Origin of the sequence: Brevibacterium ihuae (assembly GCF_900184225.1) — a bacterium.
In the GTDB taxonomy this organism is placed as follows: domain Bacteria; phylum Actinomycetota; class Actinomycetes; order Actinomycetales; family Brevibacteriaceae; genus Brevibacterium; species Brevibacterium ihuae.
The window spans coordinates 1,015,688-1,042,489 of the sequence record NZ_FXWZ01000003.1; the positions used below are offsets into that span (position 1 = coordinate 1,015,688).

Annotated in this window: 20 protein-coding genes; 9 read left to right on the forward strand and 11 right to left on the reverse strand. The window is 70.2% G+C overall.

The genetic code is table 11. From position 1 onward, the window contains the following. Positions 1 to 261 precede the first annotated feature (261 nt). Positions 262 to 2,004, reverse strand: a complete 1,743-nt coding sequence (gene hutU / locus C1A17_RS09880) for a urocanate hydratase (protein WP_101652824.1) — start codon at positions 2,002 to 2,004, stop codon at positions 262 to 264. Between the two features lie 218 nt (positions 2,005 to 2,222). On the opposite strand from hutU, the gene hutG reads away from it, so the two are divergent. Continuing rightward, on the forward strand, positions 2,223 to 3,242 hold the full coding sequence (gene hutG / locus C1A17_RS09885) for a formimidoylglutamase (protein ID WP_101652825.1): 1,020 nt from the start codon (positions 2,223 to 2,225) through the stop codon (positions 3,240 to 3,242). Between the two features lie 108 nt (positions 3,243 to 3,350). On the opposite strand, the gene C1A17_RS09890 is transcribed toward hutG, so the two are convergent. From C1A17_RS09890 to C1A17_RS09900, 3 genes are all read right to left on the reverse strand, one after another. After that, complete coding sequence (locus C1A17_RS09890) at positions 3,351 to 5,189, reverse strand: gamma-glutamyltransferase family protein (protein ID WP_245873661.1); 1,839 nt, start codon at positions 5,187 to 5,189, stop codon at positions 3,351 to 3,353. Between the two features lies 1 nt (position 5,190). Continuing rightward, on the reverse strand, positions 5,191 to 6,738 hold the full coding sequence (locus C1A17_RS09895; RefSeq protein ID WP_101652826.1) for an outer membrane protein assembly factor BamB family protein: 1,548 nt from the start codon (positions 6,736 to 6,738) through the stop codon (positions 5,191 to 5,193). 292 nt (positions 6,739 to 7,030) lie between these two features. After that, positions 7,031 to 8,314 carry an acyl-CoA dehydrogenase family protein gene (locus tag C1A17_RS09900; protein WP_180953284.1) on the reverse strand — a complete coding sequence of 428 codons (1,284 nt, stop codon included), beginning with the start codon at positions 8,312 to 8,314 and terminating at the stop codon, positions 7,031 to 7,033. 195 nt (positions 8,315 to 8,509) lie between these two features. Here C1A17_RS09900 and aztD point away from each other — a divergent pair, with 195 nt between their 5' ends. Further along, positions 8,510 to 9,874 carry a zinc metallochaperone AztD gene (gene aztD, locus C1A17_RS09905; protein WP_180953285.1) on the forward strand — a complete coding sequence of 455 codons (1,365 nt, stop codon included), beginning with the start codon at positions 8,510 to 8,512 and terminating at the stop codon, positions 9,872 to 9,874. A 201-nt stretch (positions 9,875 to 10,075) separates the two neighbouring features. Here aztD and C1A17_RS09910 read toward each other — a convergent pair whose 3' ends face one another. Together C1A17_RS09910 and C1A17_RS09915 are read right to left on the reverse strand one after the other, a co-directional pair. Next, a complete protein-coding gene (locus C1A17_RS09910) occupies positions 10,076 to 12,154 on the reverse strand; it encodes a 3-hydroxyacyl-CoA dehydrogenase NAD-binding domain-containing protein (protein ID WP_101652827.1) in 2,079 nt (692 codons plus the stop codon). 258 nt (positions 12,155 to 12,412) lie between these two features. Further along, positions 12,413 to 13,663: a glutaminase gene (locus tag C1A17_RS09915; protein WP_101652828.1), complete on the reverse strand. Its 1,251-nt coding sequence runs from the start codon at positions 13,661 to 13,663 to the stop codon at positions 12,413 to 12,415. Positions 13,664 to 14,018: 355 nt separating this feature from the next. On the opposite strand from C1A17_RS09915, the gene C1A17_RS09920 reads away from it, so the two are divergent. Beyond that, positions 14,019 to 14,801, forward strand: a complete 783-nt coding sequence (locus C1A17_RS09920; protein ID WP_101652829.1) for an SDR family oxidoreductase — start codon at positions 14,019 to 14,021, stop codon at positions 14,799 to 14,801. A 1-nt stretch (position 14,802) separates the two neighbouring features. Continuing rightward, a complete protein-coding gene (locus tag C1A17_RS09925) occupies positions 14,803 to 15,873 on the forward strand; it encodes a DoxX family protein (RefSeq protein ID WP_245873663.1) in 1,071 nt (356 codons plus the stop codon). A gap of 66 nt (positions 15,874 to 15,939) precedes the next feature. Here the strand turns inward: C1A17_RS09925 and C1A17_RS09930 are convergent, their stop codons facing one another. From C1A17_RS09930 to C1A17_RS09945, 5 genes are all read right to left on the reverse strand, one after another. After that, complete coding sequence (locus tag C1A17_RS09930) at positions 15,940 to 16,197, reverse strand: Txe/YoeB family addiction module toxin (protein WP_101652830.1); 258 nt, start codon at positions 16,195 to 16,197, stop codon at positions 15,940 to 15,942. A gap of 3 nt (positions 16,198 to 16,200) precedes the next feature. Further along, a complete protein-coding gene (locus C1A17_RS09935; RefSeq protein WP_101652831.1) occupies positions 16,201 to 16,458 on the reverse strand; it encodes a type II toxin-antitoxin system Phd/YefM family antitoxin in 258 nt (85 codons plus the stop codon). A 57-nt stretch (positions 16,459 to 16,515) separates the two neighbouring features. Then, positions 16,516 to 17,727, reverse strand: a complete 1,212-nt coding sequence (locus C1A17_RS09940) for a glycosyltransferase family 2 protein (protein ID WP_180953286.1) — start codon at positions 17,725 to 17,727, stop codon at positions 16,516 to 16,518. Continuing rightward, on the reverse strand, positions 17,720 to 18,904 hold the full coding sequence (locus C1A17_RS14215; protein WP_180953287.1) for a glycosyltransferase: 1,185 nt from the start codon (positions 18,902 to 18,904) through the stop codon (positions 17,720 to 17,722). The genes C1A17_RS09940 and C1A17_RS14215 overlap by 8 nt, the downstream gene beginning before the upstream one ends. Positions 18,905 to 19,044: 140 nt before the next feature. Then, complete coding sequence (locus C1A17_RS09945) at positions 19,045 to 19,983, reverse strand: WcbI family polysaccharide biosynthesis putative acetyltransferase (protein WP_101652833.1); 939 nt, start codon at positions 19,981 to 19,983, stop codon at positions 19,045 to 19,047. Positions 19,984 to 20,086: 103 nt separating this feature from the next. Here C1A17_RS09945 and C1A17_RS14095 point away from each other — a divergent pair, with 103 nt between their 5' ends. The 5 genes from C1A17_RS14095 to C1A17_RS09965 all read left to right on the forward strand — a co-directional run bounded on the left by C1A17_RS14095 (position 20,087) and on the right by C1A17_RS09965 (position 26,801). Further along, positions 20,087 to 21,247, forward strand: coding sequence for a glycosyltransferase (locus tag C1A17_RS14095; protein ID WP_180953288.1), 1,161 nt, complete (start codon positions 20,087 to 20,089; stop codon positions 21,245 to 21,247). Beyond that, on the forward strand, positions 21,244 to 22,404 hold the full coding sequence (locus C1A17_RS09950) for a glycosyltransferase (protein WP_180953289.1): 1,161 nt from the start codon (positions 21,244 to 21,246) through the stop codon (positions 22,402 to 22,404). The genes C1A17_RS14095 and C1A17_RS09950 overlap by 4 nt, the downstream gene beginning before the upstream one ends. Next, on the forward strand, positions 22,401 to 23,366 hold the full coding sequence (locus C1A17_RS09955; protein WP_101652835.1) for a glycosyltransferase: 966 nt from the start codon (positions 22,401 to 22,403) through the stop codon (positions 23,364 to 23,366). The genes C1A17_RS09950 and C1A17_RS09955 overlap by 4 nt, the downstream gene beginning before the upstream one ends. Beyond that, positions 23,363 to 24,211 (forward strand): glycosyltransferase family 2 protein, encoded by an 849-nt coding sequence (locus tag C1A17_RS09960; RefSeq protein WP_101653642.1) that lies wholly within the window; start codon positions 23,363 to 23,365, stop codon positions 24,209 to 24,211. Before C1A17_RS09955 ends, C1A17_RS09960 begins: the two co-directional genes overlap by 4 nt. Positions 24,212 to 24,632: 421 nt before the next feature. Then, a complete protein-coding gene (locus C1A17_RS09965; RefSeq protein ID WP_101652836.1) occupies positions 24,633 to 26,801 on the forward strand; it encodes an ATP-binding protein in 2,169 nt (722 codons plus the stop codon). Position 26,802: the final 1 nt, after the last annotated feature.

Sequence of the window (26,802 nt, forward strand, 5' to 3'; positions counted from 1 at the left end):
TGATGGCGATGCCGTGGCTACGGGACGTTCAGCGTCATAAACCGGTCATCCGGCGTCACATTCGGTCGCGGGGCGTCACAGAGTGCCGTCACACGCAGCGGCACCGAGAACCGAACTGCGCGGTATCCCAAGCCGAACGCATCATTGCGCGTCTGGTTCGGGATACCGCGCAGTTCGCGGGTACCGAACCTCGGGACCAGAGTCACAGGAGCCTCATGACGTCATGGTCTCAGCCCTTCACGACCTCAGCCCCTCTTATTCTCAGCCCTGGGCGGACTCCTCGTCGCGGCGGTCGAGCTCCTCGACCATGGGGACGCGGATGCCGCGCTCACCGGCGACCTCGGCGGCGCGCTCGTAGCCGGCGTCGACGTGGCGCAGCACGCCCATGCCGGGGTCGTTGGTGAGCAGGCGCGCGAGCTTCTGCGCGGCGAGCTCGGTGCCGTCGGCCACGGACACCTGGCCGGCGTGGATCGAACGGCCCATGCCCACGCCTCCGCCATGGTGGATCGACACCCAGGTCGCACCCGAGGAGGTGTTGACGAGGGCGTTGAGCAGCGGCCAGTCGGCGACCGCGTCGGTGCCGTCGCGCATGCCCTCGGTCTCCCGGTAGGGGCTGGCGACGGAGCCGGAGTCCAGGTGGTCGCGGCCGATGACGATGGGCGCGGACACCTTGCCCTCGGCGACGAGCCGGTTGAAGAGGAGACCGGCCTGGTGGCGCTCCTTGTAGCCGAGCCAGCAGATGCGTGCCGGCAGGCCCTCGAACTCGACGAATTCGGCAGCCGCGTCGAGCCAGGTGCGGAGCGACTCGTTCTCCGGGAACAGCTCCTTGAGCGCGGCGTCGGTGACCTCGATGTCCTTGGGGTCGCCGGACAGCGCGACCCAGCGGAACGGGCCCATGCCCTCGCAGAACAGCGGCCGGATGTAGGCCGGGACGAAGCCGGGGAACTCGAAGGCGCGCTCGTAGCCGGCCTTGCGGGCCTCGTCGCGGATCGAGTTGCCGTAGTCGAACACCTCGGCCCCGCGGTCCTGGAAGCCGACCATCGCGGCGACGTGCTTGGCCATCGACTCCTCGGCGCGCAGGGTGAACTTCTCCGCGTCCTCGTCCGCCTCGGCCTGCCAGTCCTCGAGGGACACACCCAGAGGCAGGTAGGACAGCGGGTCGTGGGCGGAGGTCTGGTCGGTGGCGATGTCGACCTCGGCGGCCTCCGGGCGGTCGAGGAGCGCCGGGAGGATCTCCGCGGCGTTGCCGACGAGCCCGACGGACAGCGCCTGCCGGTTCTTCTTCGCCTCGATGACCTTCGCGAGCGCGGTGTCGAGATCGGTGACGACCTCGTCGAGGTAGCGCTTGGACTTCCGGCGCTCGAGCCGGGTGCGGTCGACGTCGATGATGAGGCAGGCACCGCCGTTGAGGGTGACGGACAGCGGCTGCGCGCCACCCATGCCGCCGCAGCCGGCGGTCACGGTGAGCGTGCCGGCCAGGGTGCCGTCGAAGCTCTTCCGGGCGATCGCGGCGAACGTCTCGTAGGTGCCCTGGAGGATGCCCTGGGTGGCGATGTAGATCCACGAGCCGGCGGTCATCTGGCCGTACATCATGAGGCCCTCGGCCTCGAGCTCGCGGAAGTGCTCCCAGTTCGCCCAGTCGCCCACGAGGTTGGAGTTGGCGATGAGCACGCGCGGGGCCCATTCGTGGGTGCGGAGCACGCCGACGGGCTTGCCGGACTGGACGAGGAGGGTCTCGTCGGCCTCGAGGTCGTCGAGGGTGCGGACGATCGCGTCGTAGGCCTCCCAGGAGCGGGCGGCGCGGCCGGTGCCGCCGTAGACCACGAGGTCCTCGGGGCGCTCGGCGACCTCGGGGTCGAGGTTGTTCATGAGCATCCGCTTGGCGGCCTCGGTCTGCCACGACTTCGCGGTGAAGTCGGTGCCGCGGGGGGCGCGGATGGTGCGGCTGGGATCGTGGCGGGTGAAGCCCGGCTTCTGGTCGGGGGTGCTGGGGGTGGTGGTCATGGCGTCTCCTCGGGGCGGGCCGGATCGGGCGGGGCCGGGCCGGCGCGTCCTCGGGACCGGCTGATGCTCCCCATTCTTGGCGCGCGCGAGGCCCGCGACCAGGCCCGAACCTCCCAATCCGTCCGAGATCTCGGACGCACGCCGTCGCCGAGGTGTGCCGCGCGGGCGCCCGCTCTCCTAGCCTGGTTGGGACCCCGCAGAACCCCGAGGAGCAGAGCATGAATCGCACGCACACGTGGACCGGCCGCGCGGACGGTCCGGGAGACGAGCATCGCCGCTTCTGGCAGATCGTCGAACCCGCCGAGGCGCCCGCCGCCCCGGGAGACCGGGCCACCGCCGATCCCTCCCGGCCCGGTGGGCCCGCCGCCGAGGCGCCCGCCGCCGATGCCGTGATCCTCGGGTTCGCGAGTGACGAGGGGGTGCGCCGCAACCACGGCCGCCAGGGTGCGGCCGCAGGGCCCGAGGCGATCCGCGCAGCACTAGGCTCCCTCGCGGTGCACTCCCCGCTGCGTGTGGTCGATGCCGGGGACGTCGTCGTCGCGGGCGAGGACCTCGAGTCCGGGCAGGCGGACCTCGCCCGGCAGATCGCCGAGCTGCGGCGCTCCCCCGGGCTGTCCGAAGCTCTGACTGGGGTGCTCGGCGGCGGGCACGAGACCGCGTGGGGAAGCTATCTGGGGCTCGCCGAGGAGTGCGCGGACCGGCGCCTGGGCATCCTCAACCTCGATGCCCACTTCGACCTGCGGCAGGCGGAGAGGCCCACCTCGGGCACGCCGTTCGGGCAGGTCGCGGCGGACCGGGCCGCGCGCGGGGCGGACTTCGACTACACGGTGATCGGGATCAGCGAGGCGAACAACACCACCGCGCTGTTCGACACCGCGCGGGAGCTCGGTGTGACCTGGCTGAGCGACGTCGACTCCCAGGACGTCGCGCGGGCGGTCCGCTGGGTCGAGGAGTTCGCGGCCGGGGTCGACGACCTCTATCTGACGATCGATCTCGACGTCCTGCCGGCGGCGGTGGCGCCGGGCGTGAGCGCGCCGGCCGGGTTCGGGGTGCCGACTGCGGTGATCCTCGCGGCGTGCGGTGCCGCGGCGGCGAGCGGAAAGCTGCGGCACTTCGACGTCGTCGAGCTCAACCCGCGCTACGACGTCGACGGCCGCACCGCCCGCACCGCGGCCCGACTCGTCCACGAGATCCTCACCCGCGCCGCGGCTGAGCGGACGGGCGGCTCGAGGGTCTGAGCGGACGGCCGGCCGGCAGCAGACGTCAGACAGCGAACCACTGACTGCAGGAACACGACACCGGTCACGCCGACAACAGTCTGATCATCCGGCTTCGGTCGCGCCGGCTCACCGCCCGGCGGCGTACCCCTGCATGCCGCGCGGGTTCGCAGCCGCCCGGAGCACACCGGTCTCCGGGTCGCGGATCACGCACGACAGGCGGCCGAGCGCCCAGTCGCCGGCCCGGGTCACGCGGTGACCGCGCCGCTCGAGCCCAATGATGACGTCCTCGCCCAGCCGGTCCTCGACCACCGCGCCCGCCGGCTCCCAGGTGCGCGGGTAGAACGAGCCGGGCATCGCGGTGGTGTGGAGCGCCGGGGCGTCGATCGCGGCCTGCGGGTCGAGCTCGCCGACGAGCAGCCGGAGGAGCAGGAGCAGCTGCCACTGGTCCTGCTGGTCACCACCCGGGGTGCCGAGCGCCATCACCGGCTCCCCGTCGCGGAGCACGAGGGTCGGCGAGAGCGTGGTGCGCGGCCGCGTTCCCGGTTCCAGGCGGGACGGCGAGTTCTGGTCGAGCCACATCATCTGCAGCCGCGTGCCGAGGCAGAACCCCAGGCCGGGCACGGCGGGCGAGGACTGGAGCCACCCGCCCGAGGGTGTTGCGCTCACCATGTTCCCCCACCGGTCGACGACATCGATGTGGCACGTGTCGCCGCGGACCGCGGCGCGCGCCTCGGGCGTGGGTTCCGCGGGCTTCGGCACCGTCGGCTCCCCGATCCCGAGGCCTCCTGCGGCACCGAACTCCGCCTCGGTGCGCAGGGGCGGCGACACGGGGTCGACACCGGGGATGGTGCCGGGCCGGAACTCGTGGGAGGCGTTCTCGCCGATGAGCGCGCGGCGCTCGGCGGCGTACTCCGGGCTCAGCAGCACGGCGAGCGCCTCCGGGGTCAGTGCGGTCGCGGACCCGCTGTCCCCGTAGTAGGTGTCGCGGTCGGCGAGGGCGAGCTTGAGCGCCTCGAGCACGGTGTGTGCACCGAGCTCGGTGCCAGGATCGAGGTGCGCGTCGTCGAAGCCGTCGAGGATCGCGAGCACCTGGAGGAGCACCGGACCCTGGCCCCACGGCCCGGTCTTGGCGATCGTGTATCCGCGGAAGTCCAGGGTGAGCGCGTCCTCGAAGCCGGCTGCCCAGTCGGCCATGTCGGCGGCGGTGAGGACCCCGGCGTGCAGGCCGCCGTCGGAATGGCGATGCGGGGTGCGGATGAAATCGGCGATGCTGCGCGCGACCCGACCGGTGCGCCATTCCCGCCGGGCGGCAGCGATCCGCTCCTCGCGGGTGGGCTCTCCGTCCCCGGCCGCGACGAGCTCTCGGAGCACCTGCGCGTACTCCGGGTTGCGGATGAGCGATCCGGGCTCGGGGGCCTGCCCGTTCTCCAGCCACAGGTCCGCGGAGCTCGGCCAGTCGGTCCGGAACAGCGCGCTCGCGCTGTCGATCGTCTCAGCGACGCTTGCGAGCACGTGATGTCCCCGCTCGGCATAGTCGATCGCGAAGGCGAGGACATCGGCGAGCTCCCAGGCGCCGTGCTCCTGGAGGAGCAGGAGCCAGGCGTCGACCGCTCCCGGCACGGCGGCGGCCAGCGCCCCGGCACCGGGCACCGCGTCGAGCCCTTCGGCCCGGAAGTGCTCGATCGTCGCCCCGGCCGGAGCGGGCCCCTGGCCCATGAGGACGACAGGACGGCGCGGCTCCTGAGCAGTGACGAACACCCCGGTCATGTCGCCGCCGGGCCCGTTGAGGTGCGGCTCGACGACGTGGAGGACGAAAGCCCCGGCGACGGCCGCGTCGAAGGCATTGCCGCCGCGCTCGAGCACCGCCTGGGCGGAACCGGTCGCCAGCCAGTGCGTCGACGCGGTCATCCCGAAGGTGCCCTCGAGCGTCGGGCGGGTCGTGGTGGTCTCGCTGCGGAAGGTCATGTCAGCCTCCGGTGACGGTCCAGAGCCGGGAGGTCTGGTCCTCGGTGACGAGAAGGAAGCGGGTGGTCGAGCTCAGGGAGGCGAAGTCGGCGACGTCGAGGGAGTCGTGCGCCTCGCCCGTGGCCACATCGTAGAAGGTCAGCTCTCCGTCGTCGACGACCGGCACGAGGTCGAGGTCCGGCAGGTAGCCCTGCCCGCCCCACGGGTCGGACCCGCCCTGCGCCTCGGATGACCACACGACCTCGCCGCTCGCAGCGTCGAACGCGGCAACGGAGCTGTCGACAGTCGGGACGACGAGGAGCGGACCCTCGGGCCCGTCGACGGCGGCGTACCGGGCTCCCCCGATGTCGGATTCGGGCGTCGCGTACTCGGTGACGCTCTCCGGCGCCTGCTCCTCCGATTGCCAGGCGGTCGCCGCGAGGTCGGAGCCCCAGTACGCCACGGTCGAGGCGAACAGCTGCACCATGATGCACGCCCCCTCACCGGTCGGGGTGAAGACCGGCTGTGCCGTGCACACCGGATCGAAGGTGTCCTCGAGATCGAGGGCCGCGTACGCCTCGGCGTGCTCCTCCGGATCGAGTGGAGTGAGCGCACCGGCGTCGCTCATCGGGAGACCCTCCGGCACTGTCAGGAACGCCTGTCTCTGCACGAGCCCGCTGTACGGATCATCCGGATCCTCCGCGCCGTACACGTAGACCGCGGTGCTCGGGTCGCCGGTGGGCACCACCGAGAACCACTCGACGCCGGTGTCGTCGGCCGCCCTGAGTTCGGTGACGTCGAGCGTCGTGTGCTCCCCGGTCGCGAGGTCGACGCGGGTGATCATCGAGCTGCCGTCGTCGGCCCAGGGCAGCAGCCCGTACGACCGGTCCGGGGAGATGCTCAACGAAGAGCCGCCGAACGGCAGACCGTCCGCGCCCACGGTGAGGGCCGGCCACGCCTGCTCCCCCGTCGCGGGGTCGAGCGCGAAGACGAGCGGATCGCCCTCGGCCGCAGTCGTGCAACCATCCTTCTTCATGGCCATGAAGTACTCGAGGAGGATGACGTCGCCTTCTTCCAGCACGGTGCCGGTCGCGGTGGTCGCGGGGCCGAAGCCCCAGTCCTCGTGGCACCCGGCGCCGGCCTCCGCGGGTGCGAAGCGCCACACCTCCGCACCGTCGCTCCACTGGCGGGCCCCCAGCTCACCGGACAGGTCGTCGATGATGACGATGTCGCCGGAGGAGTAGGCGAGGGGTGCGGACATCATCTCGTCGTCGAGCTGCACCGACTCGGTCCACAGCTCGGTGCCTCCGCTGTCGACCGCGCGGAGCTGCCCGTTCGTCCAGTCGACGAGCAGCGCACGGTCGCGTCCGTCGTCGGTGAGGACGTGTCCGCTGTAGTCGAGATCGATCGGCTCGGACAGCGCCGCGGGCTCCGGCGAGGGCGAGGGGGATTCCTCGGGAGCCGGAGCCGTCCCGCTCTCCGCTCCTCCGGAGCACCCGGCGAGGAGCGTCAGCACGAGGGCCGTCCCGGCGGCGAGCCTCGGTCCGACACGGGGGATCTGCACGGTCATGGCGGGCCTTCCGGTGGTCCGATTCTCGGTCTGCTCTCTCGATTATGCCCGAGGCGCCGGCCGGGCGACCTGCGCGAGGCACTGGCCGGCAGCCCTCCGCGCGCAGACTCCTCCGGCCCGCCATCGATCGCTCGATCTACGCATCTATAGCGTCATCACAATAGACGCCCAGAGAGTCGAATCCCCCGTCCCATCGAATGTGCACCCGGCCGCGCACACGACGAGCGTGCGGGCAGCCAGTGTTCGCCGTGGCTGCCCGCACGCTCTCGAGGCCGCCTGCGGACCTGCTCGATCAGTGCTGCGTCAGCTCGTGGCGGCCGACCACCATGTGATGGACCTCGTCCGGGCCGTCGGCGAAGCGCAGGTGCCGCACGTCCGCATACAGCTCGGGCAGCGGCGTGAACTGCGACATGCCGTAGGCACCGTGGATCTGGATCGCCTGGTCGATGATCTGGCAGGCCTTCTCCGGGACCTGCGCCTTGGCCATCGAGACCCAGACGCGGGCCTCCTTGTTACCGAGCACGTCCATGGCCTTCGCCGCCTTGAGCACGAGCAGGCGCATCGACTCGATGTCGATGCGGGCGCGGGAGATCTTCTCGATGTTCCCACCGAGCTTGGACAGAGGCTGACCGAACGCGGTCCGCGAGTTGCCGCGCTTGACCATGTAGTCCAGCGCCACCTCGGCCTTGCCGATCGTGCGCATGCAGTGGTGGATGCGGCCGGGGCCCAGCCGGAGCTGCGAGATCTCGAAGCCGCGGCCTTCGCCGAGGAGCATGTTCGACTCCGGGACGCGCACGTCGTTGAAGCGCAGGTGCATGTGCCCGCGCGGGGCGTGGTCCTCGCCGAAGACGTGCATCGGGCCGACGATCTCGACCCCCGGGGTGTCCATCGGCACGAGGATCTGCGAGTGGTTCTGACCGCGCGGGCCGTCGTCGTTGGTCCTGACCATGACGATCATGATCTTGCACCGCGGGTCCCCGGCACCGGAGATGTAGTGCTTCTCGCCGTTGATCACCCACTCGCCGTTCTCCAGCACCGCCCGGGTCGCGACGTTCTTGGCGTCCGAGGTGGCGACATCCGGCTCCGTCATGGCGTAGGCCGACCGGATCTCGCCGTCGAGCAGCGGCTGCAGCCACTGCTCCTTCTGCTCCGGCGTGCCGACCCGCTCGAGGACCTCCATGTTGCCGGTGTCCGGTGCGGAGCAATTCATCGTCTCCGAGGCCAGCGGGCTCTTGCCGAGCTCGATGGCGATGTAGGCGTAGTCGAGGTTCGACAGGCCGTCACCGGTCTCCGCGTCGGGCAGGAAGAAGTTCCACAGGCCCTCCTCCTTCGCCTTGTCCTTGGCCTTCTGCAGCACCTCGAGCTGTCCGGGAGCGAAGCTCCAGCGGTCGGCGTGACCCTCGCCGAGCTTGACGAACTCCTCGTACATCGGGTCGACGGTGTCCTTGATGAACCGCTTGACGTGGTTGAGCAGGGGCAGCGCCTCCTCGGACATGCGCAGGTCATTCAGCGCGTCCTGGGGATCGGTGGTGCCGACCTCGACGTGGTCCTTCGCGCCTTCTTCTGCGAACTGCATGTCTCGCCCTCCTTGGCGTCATGGGTTCCAGGCGGCGGGTGGAGAGGCGGCGAGCTCACGGCCCGGCGCCACGTCGACCCATCCGACTCTGGATGGTCGCTCCTGTCAGCTTATCATACGACGAGCATCGATCGCGGCTTCTATGCGTTTATAGCGCTATGACAATAGACGGGTAGCGGTGCGAATCTTCCCATCATGAAGATCAAGCTCAACCACTCGTCCCGGTGGGTCGCCGCACCCGCCTCCCTCCTCGCCCTCACCGTCGTCGCCGGCTGCGGCGCGCCCGGTCAGACCGGCGGCCCGGCCGGCGACGGCAGCTCCGCGGGCGCCTCGGCGGAACCCTCCGCCCGGGAGACCAGCGAGGCCGCCGGCGCCGCCCCGCGCCTCGCCGTGACCTATGACGGCGGAGTCATGGTGCTCGACGGCGAGTCCCTCGAGGTCCTCGACACCTTCCCCGCCGCGGGCTTCACCCGCCTCAACCCGGCCGGCGACAACCGGCACCTGTTCCTCACCGAGGGCGACTCCTTCCGGCTCCTCGACCTGGGCACGTGGTCCGAGCCGCACGGCGATCACGCACACGCCTACACCACCGACCCGCTCCTCACCGAGCAGCGCATCACCGGCAGCCACCCCGGCCACCTCGTGCACCACGACGGGCGGAGCCTCGCGTTCTTCGACGGCACCGGGGAGATGCACCTCTTCGATCCTGCGAACCTCTCCGCCGACTCCCCGATCGACACCACGGTCACCACCACGGACGAGGCGCACCACGGGGTCGCGGTACCGCGCGCCGACCACTCCACCGTCGTCACGATCGGCGACGAGGAGTCCCGCTCGGGCGTGAAGATCGTCGACGAGGCCGGGGAGACGGTCGCGGAGAACACCGACTGCCCGGGCGTCCACGGGGAAGCCGTCGCGGCAGGCGGAGTCATCACCGTCGGCTGCGAGGACGGACTGCTCATCGTCGACGGGGACGAGATCCGCAAGGTCGACTCCCCCGACGACTACGGCCGGATCGGCAACCAGTTCGGCAGTGAGCACTCCCCCGTGGTGCTCGGCGACTACAAGGTCGAGGAGGACGCCGAGCTCGAGCGCCCCACCCGCGTCACCCTCACCGACACGGGCTCCGGCGAGCTGCGCCTCGTCGATCTGCCCGCCTCCTACTCGTTCCGCTCGCTCGCCCGCAGCCCCGAGGGCGAAGCGCTCGTCCTCGGCACCGACGGCGCGCTCCGGGTCATCGACCCGGCATCCGCCGAGGTGACGCAGGAGATCGAGGTGACGGCCGCTTGGGAGGAGCCCACCGAGTGGCAGGATCCGCGCCCCACGATCCACGTCGCCGGTGAGCAGGTGCTCGTCACCGAACCGGGCACGCAGACCCTCCATGTCGTCGACCTCGCCGCCGGCGAGGTCACCCGCAGCAGCGAGCTGCCCGAGGTGCCCAACGAGGTGGGCAGCGCCTCGGGCGAGGCGCCGGAGACGGGCCATGCTGACGAGCACGAGGACGGTCATGAGCACGACCACGGTCACGACGAGGACGAGCACGCGGGCCACGATCACTGATCCGTACCGCTCCACGCGTACTGCGCGGTATCTGTCGATCTGCGCATCATTGCGCGCAGATCGACAGATACCGCGCAGTACACGGCGGGAGGCGGAACCGAGGTCGCCCGGACCGCCTACGCCCCGCAGTACCCGGCGGTACAGAACACGGCCGGACGGAGCACTCGCGCACTCCGTCCGGCCGCGTTCACAGTTCCGCACTCACAGCTCGGAGATGCGTCCGCCCTCGGCGACGACCTTCTCGAGCAGCGGGGACGGGGTGAAATCGGCCCCGTACTTCTCCTCGTAGTGGCGCAGCCGCTCGAGCACGTGCTCGGCGCCGAGCTGGTCGGCGTAGAACATCGGGCCGCCGCGGTACACCGGCCAGCCGTAGCCGTTGACGTAGATGACGTCGATGTCGGAGGCGCGGACCGCCTTGCCCTCCTCGAGGATGCGCAGACCCTCGTTGATCATCGGCAGGGTGCAGCGCTCGAAGATCTCCTCCTCGGAGATCTCGCGCGGCTCCACACCCTCCTTGGCCCGGAAGTCCTCGATGATCTTCGCCGCCACCGGGGACGGTGTGGCCTTCCGGTTCTCGTCGTAGTCGTAGTACCCGGCACCGGTCTTCTGCCCGCGCCGGTCCATCTCGCAGAGCACCTCGCGGACGGTGCGCCCGGCGGATTCTTCCTTGCGCCAGCCGATGTCCAGGCCGGCGAGGTCGCTCATCTGGTAGGGCCCCATCGGCAGTCCGAAGTTCGTGACCGCGGTGTCGATGTCCCAGGGCATCGCGCCCTCCATGAGGAGGCGCTCGGACTCGCGGCGGCGCGCGTAGAGGATCCGGTTGCCGACGAATCCGGGGCACACGCCCACGAGCACCGGGATCTTGCCGATCTTCTTCGACAGTGCCATCACCGTGGCGATGACCTCCTTCGAGGTGTGGTCGGCGCGGACGACCTCGAGGAGCTTCATGACGTTGGCCGGGGAGAAGAAGTGCATACCGATGACGGCCTCGGGGCGCTCGGTCACCGCGGCGATCTCGTCGATGTCGAGACCGGAGGTGTTCGTCGCGAGGATCGCGCCGGGCTTGCAGATCGCGTCGAGCTCGGTGAAGATGCTCTTCTTCACGTCCATGAGCTCGAACACCGCCTCGATGACGAGGTCGACGGAGGCGAGGTCGTCCTTGGTGAGCGATCCGGTGATGAGTCCCATCCGCTCCTCGACCTGGGCGGCGGTGATGCGGCCCTTCGAGGCGGTGCGCTCGTAGTTCTTGCGGATCACGCCGAGCCCGCGCTCGAGCGCCTCGGGCTGCTGCTCGACGATGGTCACCGGGATGCCGGCGTTGGCGAAGTTCATCGCGATGCCGCCGCCCATGGTGCCCGCACCGATGATCCCGACGGACTCGACGGGGATGCGCGGGGTGTCGCGCGGGACGTCGGGCACCTTGGCCGCGGCGCGCTCGGCGAAGAAGTAGTAGCGCTGGGCGGCGGACTCCGGGCTGCTGACGAGTTCGGCGAACAGCCTCTTCTCGACCTCGCGGCCTTCGTCGTAGGGGAGGTTCACCGCCGCCTCGACGCACTGCACGATCGCCTCGGGCGCCTTGAAGCCGCGGAACTTCCGGGCGTGTTTCTTCCGGAAGTCGGCGAACAGCTCCGGCTTGTCCCGGTCGGCAGTCACCTTGTCGTCGCGGTCGCGCACTCGGCGCAGCTCGCCGCCCTCGGCGACGATCCGGCGGGCGAACGCGATCGCGTCCTCGCGCAGCGACGCGTCGGGGACGACCTCGTCGACGACCCCGTACTCGAGGGCCTCGGCGACGGGCACGTGCCGGCCGGTGATCATCCAGTCGAGCGCCACCTCGGCGCCGGTGAGGCGCGGCAGGCGCTGGGTGCCGCCGGCCCCGGGCAGCAGGCCGAGGTGCACCTCGGGCAGGCCGACCTTCGCGGACTGCGCGGCCACCCGGTAGTGGGCGCAGAGCGCGGTCTCGAGGCCGCCGCCGAGTGCGGTGCCGTGGATCGCGGCGACGATCGGCTTGGGCGAGTTGTCCATGATCTCGCGCTCATCGGGGCCGGTCTGCGCGCCCGAGTCCGAGCCGAACTCGGAGATGTCGGCGCCGGCGATGAATGTCCGTCCGGCGCAGATGAGGACGATCGCCTGCACGGCGTCGTCATCGATGGCGGCGGTGAAGCCCTGCTGCAGGCCCGCACGGACCGCGGCCGACAGTGCGTTGACCGGGGGCGAGTCCAGGGTGAGGACGGCGATCCCGTCCTCGATGTCCAGGGTGACGACTTCGTTGATCTGTTCCACGTGGTTCCTCCTCGTCGAGTGCGTTCCCCCTCATCGTATGCAGTGACGCGGGTCACGCGGACCGCCGGGCACATCGTGGGACGCGGGCGCTCCCGAGGTGCCCGCCGGGTCGACGGGGCTTGCCCGGAAGGGGCCGGTGACCGAGCCGGCCGGGCACCGCGCGAGCCGGCCGGGCACCGCGCGAGCCGGCCGGGCACCGCGCGAGCCGGCCGATCCCGAGGCGCCCACCGGGTCACCCAGCCGGGTCACGCGGCCGGGTTACGCCACCGGGTCGGGGGTCTCCGGCCGGGTCCCGTCGCCGAGGTCGGGGCCCGGCAGCCGGCCCTCCGGATCGCGGAGCATCACCCGGTGCCCGTCGCCGCGCAGCCGGCGCATCCCCTCGAGGATCATGCGTCGGCCCACATCGTGCACCCGCCCCACCCGTGCCAGGTCGACGACGACGGTGCCGGAGGGCACGGCGCAGCCGACCGCCGCGCGGAGGAAGGCCTCCGCGCCGTTGAAATCGAGGGGTCCCTGGAGGGCGATGGTCGTCGCGGCATCGGTGACCTCGACCTCGCGCACGGCGGTGTCGCCCGTCGGCTCCGCGCCCATGAGGTGCATCCCCATGTCCTCGGACAGGCGCTGGAAGATCTTCACCCCGCGCACGCTGTTGCCCTGCGGGTCGAGTGGCGGGGAGAAGGTCGCCAGGCCCAGCCGGCCGGGCAGGGTGCCGAGCAGGCCGCCGGCGACACCGGATTTGGCAGGGATCCCGACGGTCGTCATCCAGCGGCCCGCGGCGTTGTACATCCCCGCCGAGGCCATCACCGCCTGCACCTGCCGGCACACCGCCTGTGAGAACACCCGCTGTCCGGTGATCGGCTGGATGCCGCCGTTGGCCAGGGTCGCGGCCATGACGGCCAGATCACGGACGGTGACGAGCACCGCGCACTGGCGGATGTAGCTCGTCACCGCGTGCTCGGCGGTGTCGGTCACCACGCCGGTGTCGCGGAGCATGTAGGCCATCGCCATGCTGTAATCGGAGTGGGCGAGCTCGGACTCCGCGACCCGCTCGTCGATGCTCAGCTGCCGCCCGGCGAGCGCGGAGAACCGGTCGAGGAGCAGGCCCACCCGCGAGTCGACGCTCGCGGGCCGTCCACCGATGAGCTGGGTGACGGCGATCGCGCCGACGTTGATCATCGGGTTGTCCGGCCGGCCGGTCTCCTCGTCGAGCGAGATGTCGTTGAACGCCTCGCCCGAGGGCTCCATCCCCACCCGGGCGTCGACGACCTCGGGCCCGCGCTCCTCGAGGGCGACGGCGTAGGCGAAGGGCTTGGAGATCGACTGGATCGAGAACGCGTGCTCGTCATCGCCCACGCTGTAGAGGTCGCCGGACGCCGTACAGAGTGCTGCGCCGAGCAGCTCCCGGTCGACCTCGGAGAGCACGGGGATGTAGTCGGCGCCCTCCCCGCCGGTCGCGGAGCGGGCATCGGTGATGATCTCGGTGAGGTAGTCGGAGATCGGGCTCTTCATCGTCTCGCCTTCCGTCGCGGTCGCCGTCCTCGCCGGTGAGCGGCGAGGACCGGCACGTGCGGTTCTCATTGTAGGGGACGGGGCGGCTCGGCCCGGCTCCGCGGCGGGTTGACCCCGGGCCGATGGCGAGGTGGGCGCGGGCCGATGGCGGGTTGACCCGGGGCCGGCCGCGAGGTGGGCGCGGCCCGGGCACCTTCTCACCGGAGTATCCGCGCATCTAGCGACATCACGATATTCATCTATCGGGTCGTAGCGGGCCGGAAGGTTACGGTGGATCCGACAGGCCGGCGACCCCGGGCCGGCCCTCGGTCGGCCCGCCCGGATCCGCCGCTTCCCACGCTCACCAGGAGGACCCATGTCCCGCACCATCGTCGTCACCGGAGCCGCCTCGGGCATCGGGCAGGCCACCGCCGAGCTCCTCGCCGCCCGCGGTGACACCGTCATCACGGTCGACCTCCGGGATGCGGACATCACCGCCGATCTCAGCGACGAAGCGGCGGTCGCGCAGGTCGTCGAGCAGATCACCGAGCGCACCGGCGGCACCCTCGACGGGCTCGTCGCCAACGCCGGGGTGTCGGCGAACAACGAGCTCTCGCTGCTCGTCAACTACTTCGGCACCGTTGCGCTCATCGAGGGCCTGCGCCCGCTGCTCGCGAAGTCCGAGGCCCCGCGGGTCTCCGTGACGAGCTCGGCGGCGACCCTCCAGGGCAACGACCCCGAGCTCGTCGACCTCCTGCTCGCCGGCGACCGTGATGCGGCAGTGGAGCGCGGGAAGGCGCTCGCCGCGCAGGGCCAGGCGGGGTATGCGAACTACTCGAGCTCGAAGCGCGCGATCTCCCGCTGGGTGCGCCGCGTCGCCCCGACGGCGGACTACGCCGGCGCCGGGATCGGGATCAACGCCGTGGGCCCCGGCCAGGTCCGCACCGCGATGACCGCGGAGCTGCTCTCCACCGAGGAGGGTCGGAAGATGGTCGAGGCCGCGATGCCCAGCCCCTACGGCGGTCCGGCCGAGGCCGTGGACATCGCCGAGGTGCACGCGTTCCTCGTCTCCCCCGGCAACGCCCGCATGACCGGCCAGGTCGTGTTCGTCGACAGCGGCTTCGACGCGGTGAGTCGCGGCGACGACATCTGGAGCTGAGATGAGCACGGACGGCCCCGCGTCCGAACCACCGACCGCCGAGCTGCGCGACCCGATCGAGAAGCTCGATGCGCAGCGGCAGGCGCGCCGGCAGAACCTCCTCGTCACCCTCGCGTGGATGCTCCACTGGGTGCTGCGCATGGGGCTCGCCGCGATGCTCCTGGTCTACGGCTGGTCGAAGGTCGTGCTCATGCAGATGGGGGTCGGCGACTACGGGGACGCGCTGACCCAGTTCGGCGAGATGAGCCCGATGGGCCTGCTGTGGCGGTTCATGGCGTACTCGCCGGTGGTCCAGTGCCTGGCCGGGGTCGCCGAGGTGCTCGCCGCCGCCCTCCTCCTGTTCCGGCGGACCGTGTGGCTGGGGGCGCTGCTCGCGGTCGCGGACATGACCGTCGTGTTCCTCCTCAACATGGCCTACGACGTGCCGGTCAAGCAGCTCGCCGGGATCATGGGCGCGGCGGGGGTCGTCATCCTCCTGCCGTTCCTGCCCCGGTTGCTGCGCTTCGCCGCGGGACGGGCGACCGGTCCCGCGCTGCTCCCCACGCCCATCCCGTGGCCGCGCCTCGCCCGCTTCACCCGCTGGCTCGGTGCGATCGTCGCCGTCGTCGCCGTCGCGGGATCCGGTGCGGTGTTCGTGTGGTCGGCGCAGGGGATCTCCCGGGTCGACGGCCCGCTGCCCGGGGTGTACCGGGTGGTCGAGGACGCACGGGAACCGGCCGCGCAGCTCGCCGAGGACGACCGCTGGCAGCAGGTGGCGTTCGGCCAGTGGGACTACCACGACGGCCGCGGCCGGGTGGGCATCCGCTATGCGAACGGCGACTTCCAGGGCGGGACGTATCGCCTCGACGGCGACACAGTGACGCTCTCGCTCGACCGGATCCGCGAGGGCAGCCAGCCGTTGGGTCGCAACGACTACGTCGCGGGTTTCGACCTCACGTGGGAGGAGCTGCCTGATGGACGGATCGCGCTCACCGGCGACCGGGTGGATATCGTCATCGAGTCCGACGCCGAGGCGCGCTACCTGTTCGACCGCGACTTCAGCTGGGATCCGCGCCCGCCGATCAATTGGTAGGGGCGGGCCGGGCGGACGCGTTGCGGTTGATCGCGGCGACAGCCAGGTCGATTGCGTTCGTCGCGCTCATCCGTAGTGATATCGACAGGCAGCGATGCGGATCTCATCGCGAGCGAGTTTGTAGACGAGTCGATGCTCATCGGTGATGCGCCGGGACCAGTATCCTGCGAAATCGTGTTTGAGGGGTTCCGGTTTTCCGATCCCCTCGTTGCCGTTGCGCTCGATCTCCTTGATCAGGCGATTGATGCGTTTGAGAACCTTCCGGTCCTGTGCCTGCCACCACAGGTAGTCCTCCCATGCACCTTCATCCCAGACCAGAAGCATGCTTCAGTCGGTCTCGATGAGTTCGTGCGCCTGCCCGCGATCAGCTTCAAGTCGTTCCATTGCATCCAGCAGTCGACGGGCGTTGGTCGGCGATCGCATGAGGTAGGCGGTTTCACGAAGCGATTCGTAATCCGCCAAGGAAACAATGACGACCGGCTCATGGCCGGCGCGCGTGATGACGACCGCCTCCCGGTCATTGGTGACATCGTCGAGCACTTTCGCATAATTGGCCCGTGAATCTGTGTAGCTCATCGTCTTCATCGCAACCCCCTGTACAGAAAATTGTACGCCTGATCGAGTTCGCCGACAACAGTCACGTCACTCCGCGAATCGAGTACCCGCCTCTCGGAACTCGTCCTCGAGGCGGACGGGCGCGGTAAGCACCGGCCATTCCCGGTCGATCTTCGTCACCTGGTGCTCGCCCCGGGCAACTGCTCGCCGAGGAGTGATGCGCAGCAGCGCCTCATCGTCGGTGCCGAGCACCTGAGCGCACCCGCCGAGGCGCGACACCTCCTCGCACACCGCCTGGAGTCCGCCGGCGGGGATCCGGCATGCGCGGAGCAGCTCGACGTCGAACCGGGGCCGGACCCGGCCGCTCCCGGCCGAGCCCGGATCATCCGCCGTACGCACCCGCGGGTCCGCAGCGAACACCGCGGGCACCGCGTCGAGCTCGACGTGGACATCGCCCGCGGCCAGCAGCGCCGCCACCACGGGCACGACGACACCGGGGTCGGTCTCCCCCGCCCAGTGCACCCGGATGTCCGGGACGGCGTGCACGACACCGGCCGGGCGCATGATCGGGTGGGTGATCCGGGAGGCGAGTGCCATGCTCTCCCGGTTCTTCTCCGCGATGGCCTCCGCTCGGTCCTCGCCGCGGCCGCCCCAGTCGGCGCCGAGGTGCATCGCCTGCGCCGCCGGCTCGTGCCGGAGGTCGGCCCCGGCCAGCCACGCCTGCCAGCCGAATTCCCAGTCCTCGCCGCCGTAGCCCACGAGTGAGCCGTCGAATCCGCCCACCTGGTCGAACACCGCGCGGGTGCACGACAGCACGGCGGAGATGACGAACCGGAACCCGGTGTCGTCGACCGCCCGCAGGTCATCGGTGTACCCCCACGCGTCCCGCAGCCACGCGGGCTCCCCGAGGTCGCGCACTGCACCGTCCTCCCCGGTGACGAGGTGCCGGCGGCTGCCGACGACGAGCACCCGCGGCTCGGCCCGGAGCCGTGCGACGACGGCGTCGAGGTAGCCGGGTTCGGGGATGGTGTCGCCGTCGAGGAAGGCGAGCACCGCTCCCGAGGCCTCCGCCGCCCCGAGGTTCCGCGCCGCCGCCGCTCGGAATCCGCGGTCTTCCTGACGGACCACGCGGACGTGGGCGGGCACCTCGGGCGGGGCCTGGGAGCCGTCGTCGGCGACGATGACCTCGATCACCCCGCCATAGGTCTGGGCGGCGATGCCGTCGAGCACCTGGGCGAGCCCACTCGGGTTCTCGTAGTAGGGGATGACCACCGAGACCCGGGGCTGATCCTCAGTCACAGGAGATCCTCGCTCGTTCGAGCTCACTCCACAGCTGCGAGTAGGCGGCAGCGAGCTCGGTCCAGCCCCAGGCCGGTGGCGGCTCGGCGCACCACGCGCTCGTGGGATCGTCGAGCATCGACGCGATCGCCGAGGCCAGGTCCAGGGCATCGGGCTCGTCGCCGGCGAGCACCACGCGCTCCGGCCAGCGCTCGGCGACTTCGCGCATGTAGGGGCCGTCGGCGACGACGACCCGCCGGTTGCGGGCGATCCACGTGTTGAGCGAGCCCGAGGCGGACACGTGCCGGTGCGGGCACACGGGCACGGTGATCGCATCGAGTGCGGCGGCGAGCTCGCTGTCCGGGACGTACCCGGTGACCTCGAAGTCGACGCCGCGCTCCGCGGCGAGCGCGCTCAGCTGGGCGGCGTAGTCGTCGTGTCCTGCGGCGACGGCGCCGAGCGCCCGCACGCGGACACCGGAGGGCACCGCCTCGATGACCCGCTCATAGCCCTTGCCCGGGTAGACGAACCCGAGGAGCCCGACGGTCGGGACCGTCTCGTTGCCAGTGCCGTCGACCTGTCCGCTGCCCTCTTCCCGGCCCGCCGCGGCCGGCGGCTGGGAGCGCGGATCCTCGATCGGCAGGGGGATGACTGCGGCTTCGCCGTTGAAGAACGCGGCCTCGTGGGCGGAGTTCACCACAACCGCATCGGCCTGCTCGGCGAGCGCGGCGTACCCGCGTGCCCGGCGGGCGTACCGCTCCTCGCCCTCCGCGGGCTGGGGCACGTCGTGGACGGAGACGGTGAGCCGCGGCCGGTCCCCCGCCTCACCGATCCGCCCCCCGGTCTCGCCGGCCCGGCGGCTCTCCTCAGCCGTCCCGCTCACAGCCAGCACGGCCTCACCCGCCGGGGCGCCGCCGTCGGCCGGATCGTAGAGCAGTCCTGCGGCCGGGCCCGGTCGTCGCGCCGCACCGACGAGCCGGGCGACGGTCCGCGCGGCTGCCTCGGGGTCGGGTCCGAACAGGTGGTCGGTGAAGGTGACGTGGATGATGTCCGTCTCGACCTGCGGGGGCGGCGTCAGGTCAGCCCGGTTCGCCAGATGCACGAGCCGGTGGGTGGATCCGCCGGACGATGCCGCGCAGGCGTCGACGAGCGCGAGCCCGTACCGGGCGACCCCGTGGTGGGGCGGACCGACGACCATGTGGCACACCACCGGCCGCGCGGCAGCCGCCGCGCCCCCGGTGGATCCGCTCGCGCTGCTGCCCTCACCGCCGCCTGAGCCCTCACCGCTGCCCGAGCCCGCACTGCCGCCCGGGTCCCCGCCGGTGCTCGCACCCGCACTCACAGCCGGAACCCCAGGAGCTCGAGCCGGTCCCGGTGGCGGACGAGCGCATCGTCCACGAGGCCGGGCCGGGAGGCGTAGAACTCGAGGTGGGCGCGGGCCACCTCGGCCTCGGTGAGCGTGGTGGGCGGGGTGCCGGCCAGCCGCCACTCACCCGCCACCGCATCCGGACGCAGGCTCGCGTCGAGCACCTGCGCGTGGGCGGGGTCGACCGGCGCCTCGACGGAGCCGAGGAGTTCGCGGCCGGGGTCCCCCACCGGCGCCTCAATCCCCAGCTGCTCGCACACGCGGGTGGCGAGCGCGGTGAGAGTGGCGTTGTCGGGGTGGTTGATCGTGTGCCAGTGCGGTCGGGCGGCGAGCACATCGGACATCCGCACCGTGCCGTGGTGCTCCTCGCGGCGACGCAGCTGGTCGAGGGATTCGTCCTCGGCGGCATGGAGGGCGTCCTCGGTGAGCACGTGCTCGACCGGGGCGTCGAGGCCCCGGGCCGCGGCGACGATGGTGCGGAGGTCGTGGTAGGGCACGAGGGGCGGGTCGAGCGAGGGGTCGACGGGGTCGCGGGCGATGACGTGGAACGGGTGCAGGCCGCTGTAGCGCAGGGCGGGCACCCGCACGCTCACCGCGGAGGGGGCGAGCTGCGCCTCGAGCTGTCGGGTGCCGGCGGGCAGACCGCGGTAGTCGTCGCGGATGGGCTGGACGACGAGCACGTCGAGGCGCGGCAGGAGTTCCGTGACGTGTCGGATATCGTCCGCGGTCCACTCGAAGGCCGGGGGAACGCGTATGGTGTCAATAGCAAGGGTGCTTGCCAGGAGCACGCGGATCGACTCCGCCTGGCAGTTGCCCACCACGATGCCGAACGGTCGATCATCGCTCCTGGTCAGAGCGGCGTTGAGGCCGTAGAAGTCGGCGTAGTGGCGGGTGCGTCCGGAGATGCTCACGCCTCCATCCTATCCGCGCCGCTTCGTCGTCCCGAGTTCGCCGGGCGGCCGAGGTGCGACAATCGACCTTGAAACGAGGGAGTGGGCGCATCATCGAGCGACCTTGAACCACCGATTCACCGGAAGGAGAGGACCATGCGCACGTCACCCGCCGCACCCGGGCTGCGGCCCGGCTCGGCTCGCGTCACCGTCGCCGCGATCCCCGCCGACCACCCGTACGTCACCGCGGTCCTCCCCGCCGTGGCTGCGGGCGCATACGGAGGCGGTCGACCTCGTCCACATCCACTTCGGCTTCGAGCACTGCTCGCCGGAGCGGATCCGCGAGTTCGTCGACGAGTGCGCGGCCACCGCGACCCGGCTCGTCGTCACCGTCCACGACCTCGACAACCCGCACCTCACCGAGCAGGCCGACCACCACGAACGGCTCACCGACCTCATCCGCGCCGCGGAAGCGGTCATCACCCTCACTCCTGCGGCCGCCGCGCGCATCGAGGCGCGGCTGGGCATCGCCGCCGAGGTGATCCCCCACCCCTTCATCGTCGAACCCGCGCACGCGCACCGGATCACCGCGGCCGCCGCCGGGCGCCGGACGGGCCGGCGCGTGGGCCTGTTCCTCAAGAGCATGCGCCACAACACCGCCACGGACCCGGAGTTCCACCGCACTCTCGCCGCCGGTCTCACCGCCGCCGAGGCCGAGCTCCACGTCCACGTCCACGAGGACGCCGCAGACCACCCCCTCGTCACCGCGCTCGCCGCGACCTGGGGCGACGGCCTGCACGTCCACCCGCGGATGGACGACGCGGCGCTGTTCGCCGCCGTCGCGGAGTACGACGCCGTCGTCCTGCCCTACATCCGCGGCTCCCACTCCGGCTGGCTCGAGATGTGCCGCGACCTCTCCGTCACCGTCGTCGCCCCGGACTGCGGCTACTACGCCGACCAGGCCGACCGGCCGGGCGGGGTCGTCTCCTATGCCACCGGGGCGGGCGCCTCGGCGGCGGAGGCCGCGCTCACCGCGCTCGCCGGCGGCCCGCTGCCCTACGGCGGGAACCGCGAGCGCGAGTACGCGGAGATCGTCCGCGCGCACCACCGGATCTACACCGGCCGGCCAGCCGCCGAGGTGCCTGCCGGCGCAGCACGCTCGGAACCTGCCGACAGCGCAGCGACCCCAGCGCCCGCGCCGACCGCCGCCCCGGGATCCCCGGCGCCCGGCACTGCAGCGGCCGCGGCAGCGCGCGTGCCCGCTCCCCGGACGGTGGTGCCGTGAGGGTCGCGGTCGTCGGGCCGTCCCGGCTGCCGATCGCCCCGCCGTTCGGGGGCGGGCTCGAGGTGTTCGTCGACCGGCTGGTCTCCGGGCTGCGGGCCGCCGGTGCTCAGGTCGACCTGTTCGCCGCGCGCGGGTCGAACGGCCACCACACGGCGCTCGAGTTCCCCGGCGTCGACTGGACGGGGTACGAGGAGCATGCGCGCGACGACGAGTACCCGCCGGGCGCCCGGGAGTCCGAGGCGCATGCGTTCGCGCAGGTGAGGGACCACCTCGAGCGCTCGGACTACGACATCATCCACAACAACAGCACGCATCCGTCGCTGCTCTTCGCAGACCCGACCCGGCGCGCCCCCATGCTCACCACGCTCCACGTGCCGCCGCAGGCTCCCATCCAGGCGGCGATCGACGCGGTCGGGCCCGGGGCCGGGGAGTTCAGCGCGGTGAGCGCCTTCACCGCCGACCAGTGGCGGCTGCCCGCTCCGGCGACGGTGATCCCCAACGGCGTCGACACGGCACAGTGGCCGGCGGGCCCGGGCGGGAACGGTGCGGTGTGGTTCGGGCGGCTGACCCGGGAGAAGGGGCCGCACCACGCGATCGACACGTGCCGGCGCCTCGGCCTGCCTCTCACGCTCATCGGACGGACCGCGCAGCCGTCCTACGTCGAGCAGGAGATCCTGCCGCGGCTCGGCGACGACATCCGGTGGCTCGGCACGCTCCCGCCTGCGGAGCTCGCCCGCGAGGTGGGCCGGGCCGACGTCGCGCTCGTCACCCCGGAGTGGGACGAGCCGTTCGGCCTGGTGACGATCGAGGCGCTGTCCTGCGGCACCCCGGTGGCGGCGTTCGGCCGCGGCGGCGTGCCCGAGGTCCTCGCCGACACCCCCGACCACATCGCCCGACCGTCCGACCCCGACGACCTCGCACGCGCGGTGCGGGTCGCGCTCCGGCAGCCCCGGGGGGAGGCGCGAGCGATCGCGGTCGAGCGCTTCGACCTCGAAATCATGGTCGAGCGGTACCTGGTCGCGTTCGAGCGCCTCGCCGACGGCGGCCCGGCGATCCCCGGACCGCGCCCGGCCATCGCGTTCCCGCGGATCGCGCACCCCACCCGGATCGACCGCGACACCGGCCAGGGGCACTCCGCGCGGAAGCCGGTCCCGTGATCGGCTTCTACGCCCACCACCACGGGACCGGGCACCTCACACGCTGCCGGGAGATCGCCGCGGCGGTCGACGACGACACGACGATCCTGTCGAGCGCGACAGGCGCAGATGTCACGCTGCCGATGGATGCCCCGGCGCCCGGCGTGAGCGGGGCGGCGCTCGACGCGCACGGCACCTTCCACTGGGTGCCGGCCCATCACGCGGGGCTCGCGGAGCGGATGGCCGCGATCGCGGCATGGGTGGCGGAGAACCGGCCGCGGGCGTTCCACGTCGACGTGTCCGTCGAGGTCGCGGTGCTCGTCCGCGCGATGGGGGTCCCGGTGACCGTGCAGGCGATGCCCGGGGTGCGCGACGATGCGCCGCACGCCCTGGGCTACCGGGTGGCCGATGCGATCATCGCCGCCTGGCCGGATTGGGTTCCCCTGCCGGAGCACCTGCGGCCGGTGGCCGAACGGGTGCACCCGGTCGGCGGGATCAGCCGGTTCGCACGTCGCGCACCCGGGCATGCCGGGGCGGGGTCCGCGGCGTCGCCGTCGGTGGTCATCGTCCACGGCGGCGGGGGCACGGACCAGCCGCCGGAGTACTGGGAGGCGGTCGCCGCCTCACTGCCGGTGCCGTGCCGGGTGATCGGCCCGGGTGACTGGGTGGAGGATCCGTTCGCGCTCCTCTCCGCCGCCGAGGTCGTCGTCACCGCCGCCGGACAGAACGCAATCGCGGACCTCGCGGCGCTCGGCGCCCGCGCCGTGGTCGTCCCGCAGGAGCGGCCGTTCGGGGAGCAGACGGCAACCGCTCGGGTGCTCCGGGATGCCGGCCTCGCGGTGATGCCGGACGGCGTGCCCGCGGTCGAGGACTGGGCCGGGCTCATCGGGCGCGCGCGGGAGCTGCGGCCGGACTGGCAGCGGTGGGGTGCTTCGGGTGCGGCGGCCCGGGCGGCGCGCGTGATCGAGGCGGCGGCACGGTGACCGGGGTGCACGTGGTGACGCTCGCCTCGGCGGGCCGGAGGGAGCACGTGCTGTTCCAGCTCGCCGCGCTGCGCCGGTGGTCGCCCGAGGCGGTGCACCACACGGTGCTCATCGGTGAGGAGCCGTTCCCGGTGCCCGGTTCGGAGATCATCGATCACACCGGTGCCGGCCCGGTAAACCTCTCACGAGCCCGGAACGCCGGCGGGGACGCCGCAGTGGCGGCCGGTGCCGAGGTCGTCGTGTTCCTCGATGCGGACTGCGCTCCCGGCCAGGCGCTCGTGGAGACGTACGCGCAGGCAGCCGAGCGGATGCCGGATGCTGTGCTCTCCGGCCCGGTGACGTACCTCGCGGCCGATGACAGGCCGTACGCGCTCGAGGCGCTCGCGGGGATGACCCGCCCGCATCCGGCGAGGCCCGCCCCGGCAGACGGGCAGCTGCAGCCGGCGGGCGAGGACGAGTACGTGCTGTTCTGGTCGCTGTCCTTCGGCGTCACAGCGAAGACTTGGACGTCGTTGCGGGAGCGCTTCGGCGTGTTCTGCGAGGAGTACGCGGGCTACGGCGGCGAGGACACCGACTTCGCGATGAACCTCCAGGCCAGCGGGGTGCCGCTCACGTGGGTGGGCGGCGCGCACGCCTACCACCAGTGGCACGCGGTCTCGACGCCGCCCGTGGAGCACCTCGACGCGATCCTCGCCAATGCCGTGGTGTTCCACCGCCGCTGGGGCTTCTGGCCCATGGACGGCTGGCTCCAGGCCTTCGAGGACATGGGGCTGGTCCGGTTCGACGGGGTGGGGTGGGTGAAAAAGGAGAGCAGGCTGGAGTGGCCGGTGCCGGAGGTGCCGTAAGCCGGCTACCCCCTCGGGGAGCTGTCACATGTGCCTCGTGCCTGTTGCGAAATCGTCTGCTGGGCAGAGCAAGTAGGATCGCGGCGCAGACCCTGGTCAGGTTCGGAAACTGCTGATTTCAACTCCGCTCGTGGAGTGATCGTAGGTCACCGTCTAAGAGAAGTTGCCGCGGAACGATCCGATGCTCAGCTCCCCCAAGTGGTATTCTCATCTCGATTCTTCGCGACGCGAAAGACATCGTCACGGAACTCTATCGGATAGAGCTTGGGCATCACACTGATACTCTTCTCGGCTGACTAGTGAACAGGTCGGATCGAGCGACGCTTATTCGTGCACCAGTCTCACCTGGTCCCCTGCCTGGGCGAGGGTACCCTGGAAACCCGGAGGATCTGAGTCAAGGTGACTGTGAGGAGGAAGCGAGATGACGGCATTCAGTGACGAAGCATCGTTCACATTTAGCTGGCTCGCTTTGAAGCTGCTCGGGAGAGGATTGTACTCGAACCCGTGGAGTGCGCTGTCAGAACTCGTCGCAAATGGTCTCGACGCGGGCGCGACAACGGTTTATGTCTACATAGATGCCCGCAACAAATCGAACGCCGTGGTCGAAGTCATCGACAATGGCAGCGGAATGTCTCGCGATGACATCGACACGTATGTAAAGGTGGGATACGACAAGCGCAAGGCCGCGAGTCGCACCAGCTTCGCTGATGCTGGCCCCATGGGACGGAAAGGGATTGGCAAGCTTGCCGCTTTGTTTCTCTCGCCGCATTTCTATCTGTCGACCAGACACGTGGAAGGCAAGTCGTCCTGGGAACTGGACGCTCGCGAAGCTGAGGTAAACCTCGACGCCTACCCAAGCCTTACAGCTGTAGATTCGACCCCTTCGACCTCGAATGACGAAATGTGGGCAGACCTCGAAACCGGCACACGGCTCACGATGCTTGGCGTTGATCTCACTGGATATGGAACCCAGTCCGTCAAAGCGCTTGGGACTCGTCTTGCAAACCAGTTCCTGCTTCCAGTTAACGGGACGCCCCAAATTCTGTTCTGGGTCCAGGAGTCCAATGTTCAAACTAAAGACAGGTATAAACCAGTTAAGAAGAGTATCGCGTTCGGAAACCTCGCCGAGATCGTGATGAACTTCCCCGACTCATTCCCCAGGCCAAATGAACTCACCTCTCCAGTTAAGGATCTAAAGATCCCCGCGAAGGGCCTGCCCGGTGACATCTACACCCACACGCCTCGGCGTTCCCCTATGCGAGTGGATCCCGAAGACGACGAGGCCTGGAGCGAGATCGCTACCGAGGTTGACCCTAACAATTGCACCTTCCTCGGCGTACCCTACAAGCTGACCGGTTGGATCGGCGTTCATGCCACCATTGACAACAGTTCCGCGCAGGTGAACGACGCACGGTTCAGGAAAAACAAGTATTACAACCCCGCCGAGCTCCGCGTCTACGTGCGTGGAAAGCTGGCAAGTGATCGACTGCTCTCACAACTCGGGCTCACCGGGACCTATGTAAACTACATCGAAGGTGAAATATCGTTTGACCTCTTGGATGAGGATTCGCTTCCTGACATCGCAACTTCAAACCGACAAGACTTCGACGAAACAGACAAGCGCGTGACGTTGTTACGCGCGCTCGTGCGACCTCTGGTTCGCTATTTAATCCAGGAACGCAACAAGTTGGCGAGCCAGATCTCCACCGCGATCAACGAAGAGAAGCAACGCCGCGAAACTGCGAGTAAACGGCACTTCTCTGAGCAGGTTCATGCCGATCTGAAGCAGCACGACGAGATCCCACAGAGCACTAGGGACGAACTTCAGATGGTCATTACGAACAAGATCCAAGGAAATGTGAAGCCGAAACAGTCTTTTCGAGTATTCATTTCTCACGCCAGGACCGATCGAGCCTTCGCTGGGTTCATAGATGACCTTATTCGGACAAGAGGCGCGAAGCCGGAAGAGATATTCTTTACTTCTCGTACCGGGGCGACAGATGTGTTGCTCGACGCGCAGGCATTGAGCGAAGTGGTCAAACGAAATATCACGGACGACAATACACTAATCTTCTATTTGACCAGCAAGAACTTCCTCGCGAGCCAGTTCTGCCTATTCGAGGGTGGAGCAGGATGGGCAACCCGGTCCGTAAGTGAGTATCTAAAGTTGAACGTCGAGTACGACACCATCCCCGGATGGCTGACCAACGGACGAGGTGAACCGGCTCTTCTCGGCGACGACAACACGATCGAACTGACGCCAGAGATCCACAACTACCTGGTTGACGGAGTCCTAAATCCAATGATTGCCCACCTGAACCGTGGACGAGACATTGCAGGCGAGCAGACCATCCCCTCTTTCACGAGCGCGGACTTCCCTACTGAGCTGGAGATGGAAAAGGAAAACAAGTCGAAGCAAGACTATTTTGACCCCGAAATCGTCGCGCATTGGGACACAGTAGTCCAGCGCCATATGGCAGGCTACCTGGAGCAATACTTCGCCCCGTCGGCCGAAGCGAAACAAATCAAGGAGCTTGAAGACGAGAACGCTCAGCTACGGGTGCAGCTGAAGGAGCCACCGACTCCCTGAC

Bases quoted from the DNA above. Each gene is read 5' to 3' on its own strand.
- hutU (WP_101652824.1), bottom strand. From the start codon at position 2,004: ATGACCACCACCCCCAGCACCCCCGACCAGAAGCCGGGCTTCACCCGC.
- hutG (WP_101652825.1), top strand. From the start codon at position 2,223: ATGAATCGCACGCACACGTGGACCGGCCGCGCGGACGGTCCGGGAGAC.
- C1A17_RS09890 (WP_245873661.1), bottom strand. From the start codon at position 5,189: ATGACCTTCCGCAGCGAGACCACCACGACCCGCCCGACGCTCGAGGGC.
- C1A17_RS09895 (WP_101652826.1), bottom strand. From the start codon at position 6,738: ATGACCGTGCAGATCCCCCGTGTCGGACCGAGGCTCGCCGCCGGGACG.
- C1A17_RS09900 (WP_180953284.1), bottom strand. From the start codon at position 8,314: ATGCAGTTCGCAGAAGAAGGCGCGAAGGACCACGTCGAGGTCGGCACC.
- aztD (WP_180953285.1), top strand. From the start codon at position 8,510: ATGAAGATCAAGCTCAACCACTCGTCCCGGTGGGTCGCCGCACCCGCC.
- C1A17_RS09915 (WP_101652828.1), bottom strand. From the start codon at position 13,663: ATGAAGAGCCCGATCTCCGACTACCTCACCGAGATCATCACCGATGCC.
- C1A17_RS09920 (WP_101652829.1), top strand. From the start codon at position 14,019: ATGTCCCGCACCATCGTCGTCACCGGAGCCGCCTCGGGCATCGGGCAG.
- C1A17_RS09925 (WP_245873663.1), top strand. From the start codon at position 14,803: ATGAGCACGGACGGCCCCGCGTCCGAACCACCGACCGCCGAGCTGCGC.
- C1A17_RS09930 (WP_101652830.1), bottom strand. From the start codon at position 16,197: ATGCTTCTGGTCTGGGATGAAGGTGCATGGGAGGACTACCTGTGGTGG.
- C1A17_RS09935 (WP_101652831.1), bottom strand. From the start codon at position 16,458: ATGAAGACGATGAGCTACACAGATTCACGGGCCAATTATGCGAAAGTG.
- C1A17_RS14215 (WP_180953287.1), bottom strand. From the start codon at position 18,904: ATGGTCGTCGGTCCGCCCCACCACGGGGTCGCCCGGTACGGGCTCGCG.
- C1A17_RS09965 (WP_101652836.1), top strand. From the start codon at position 24,633: ATGACGGCATTCAGTGACGAAGCATCGTTCACATTTAGCTGGCTCGCT.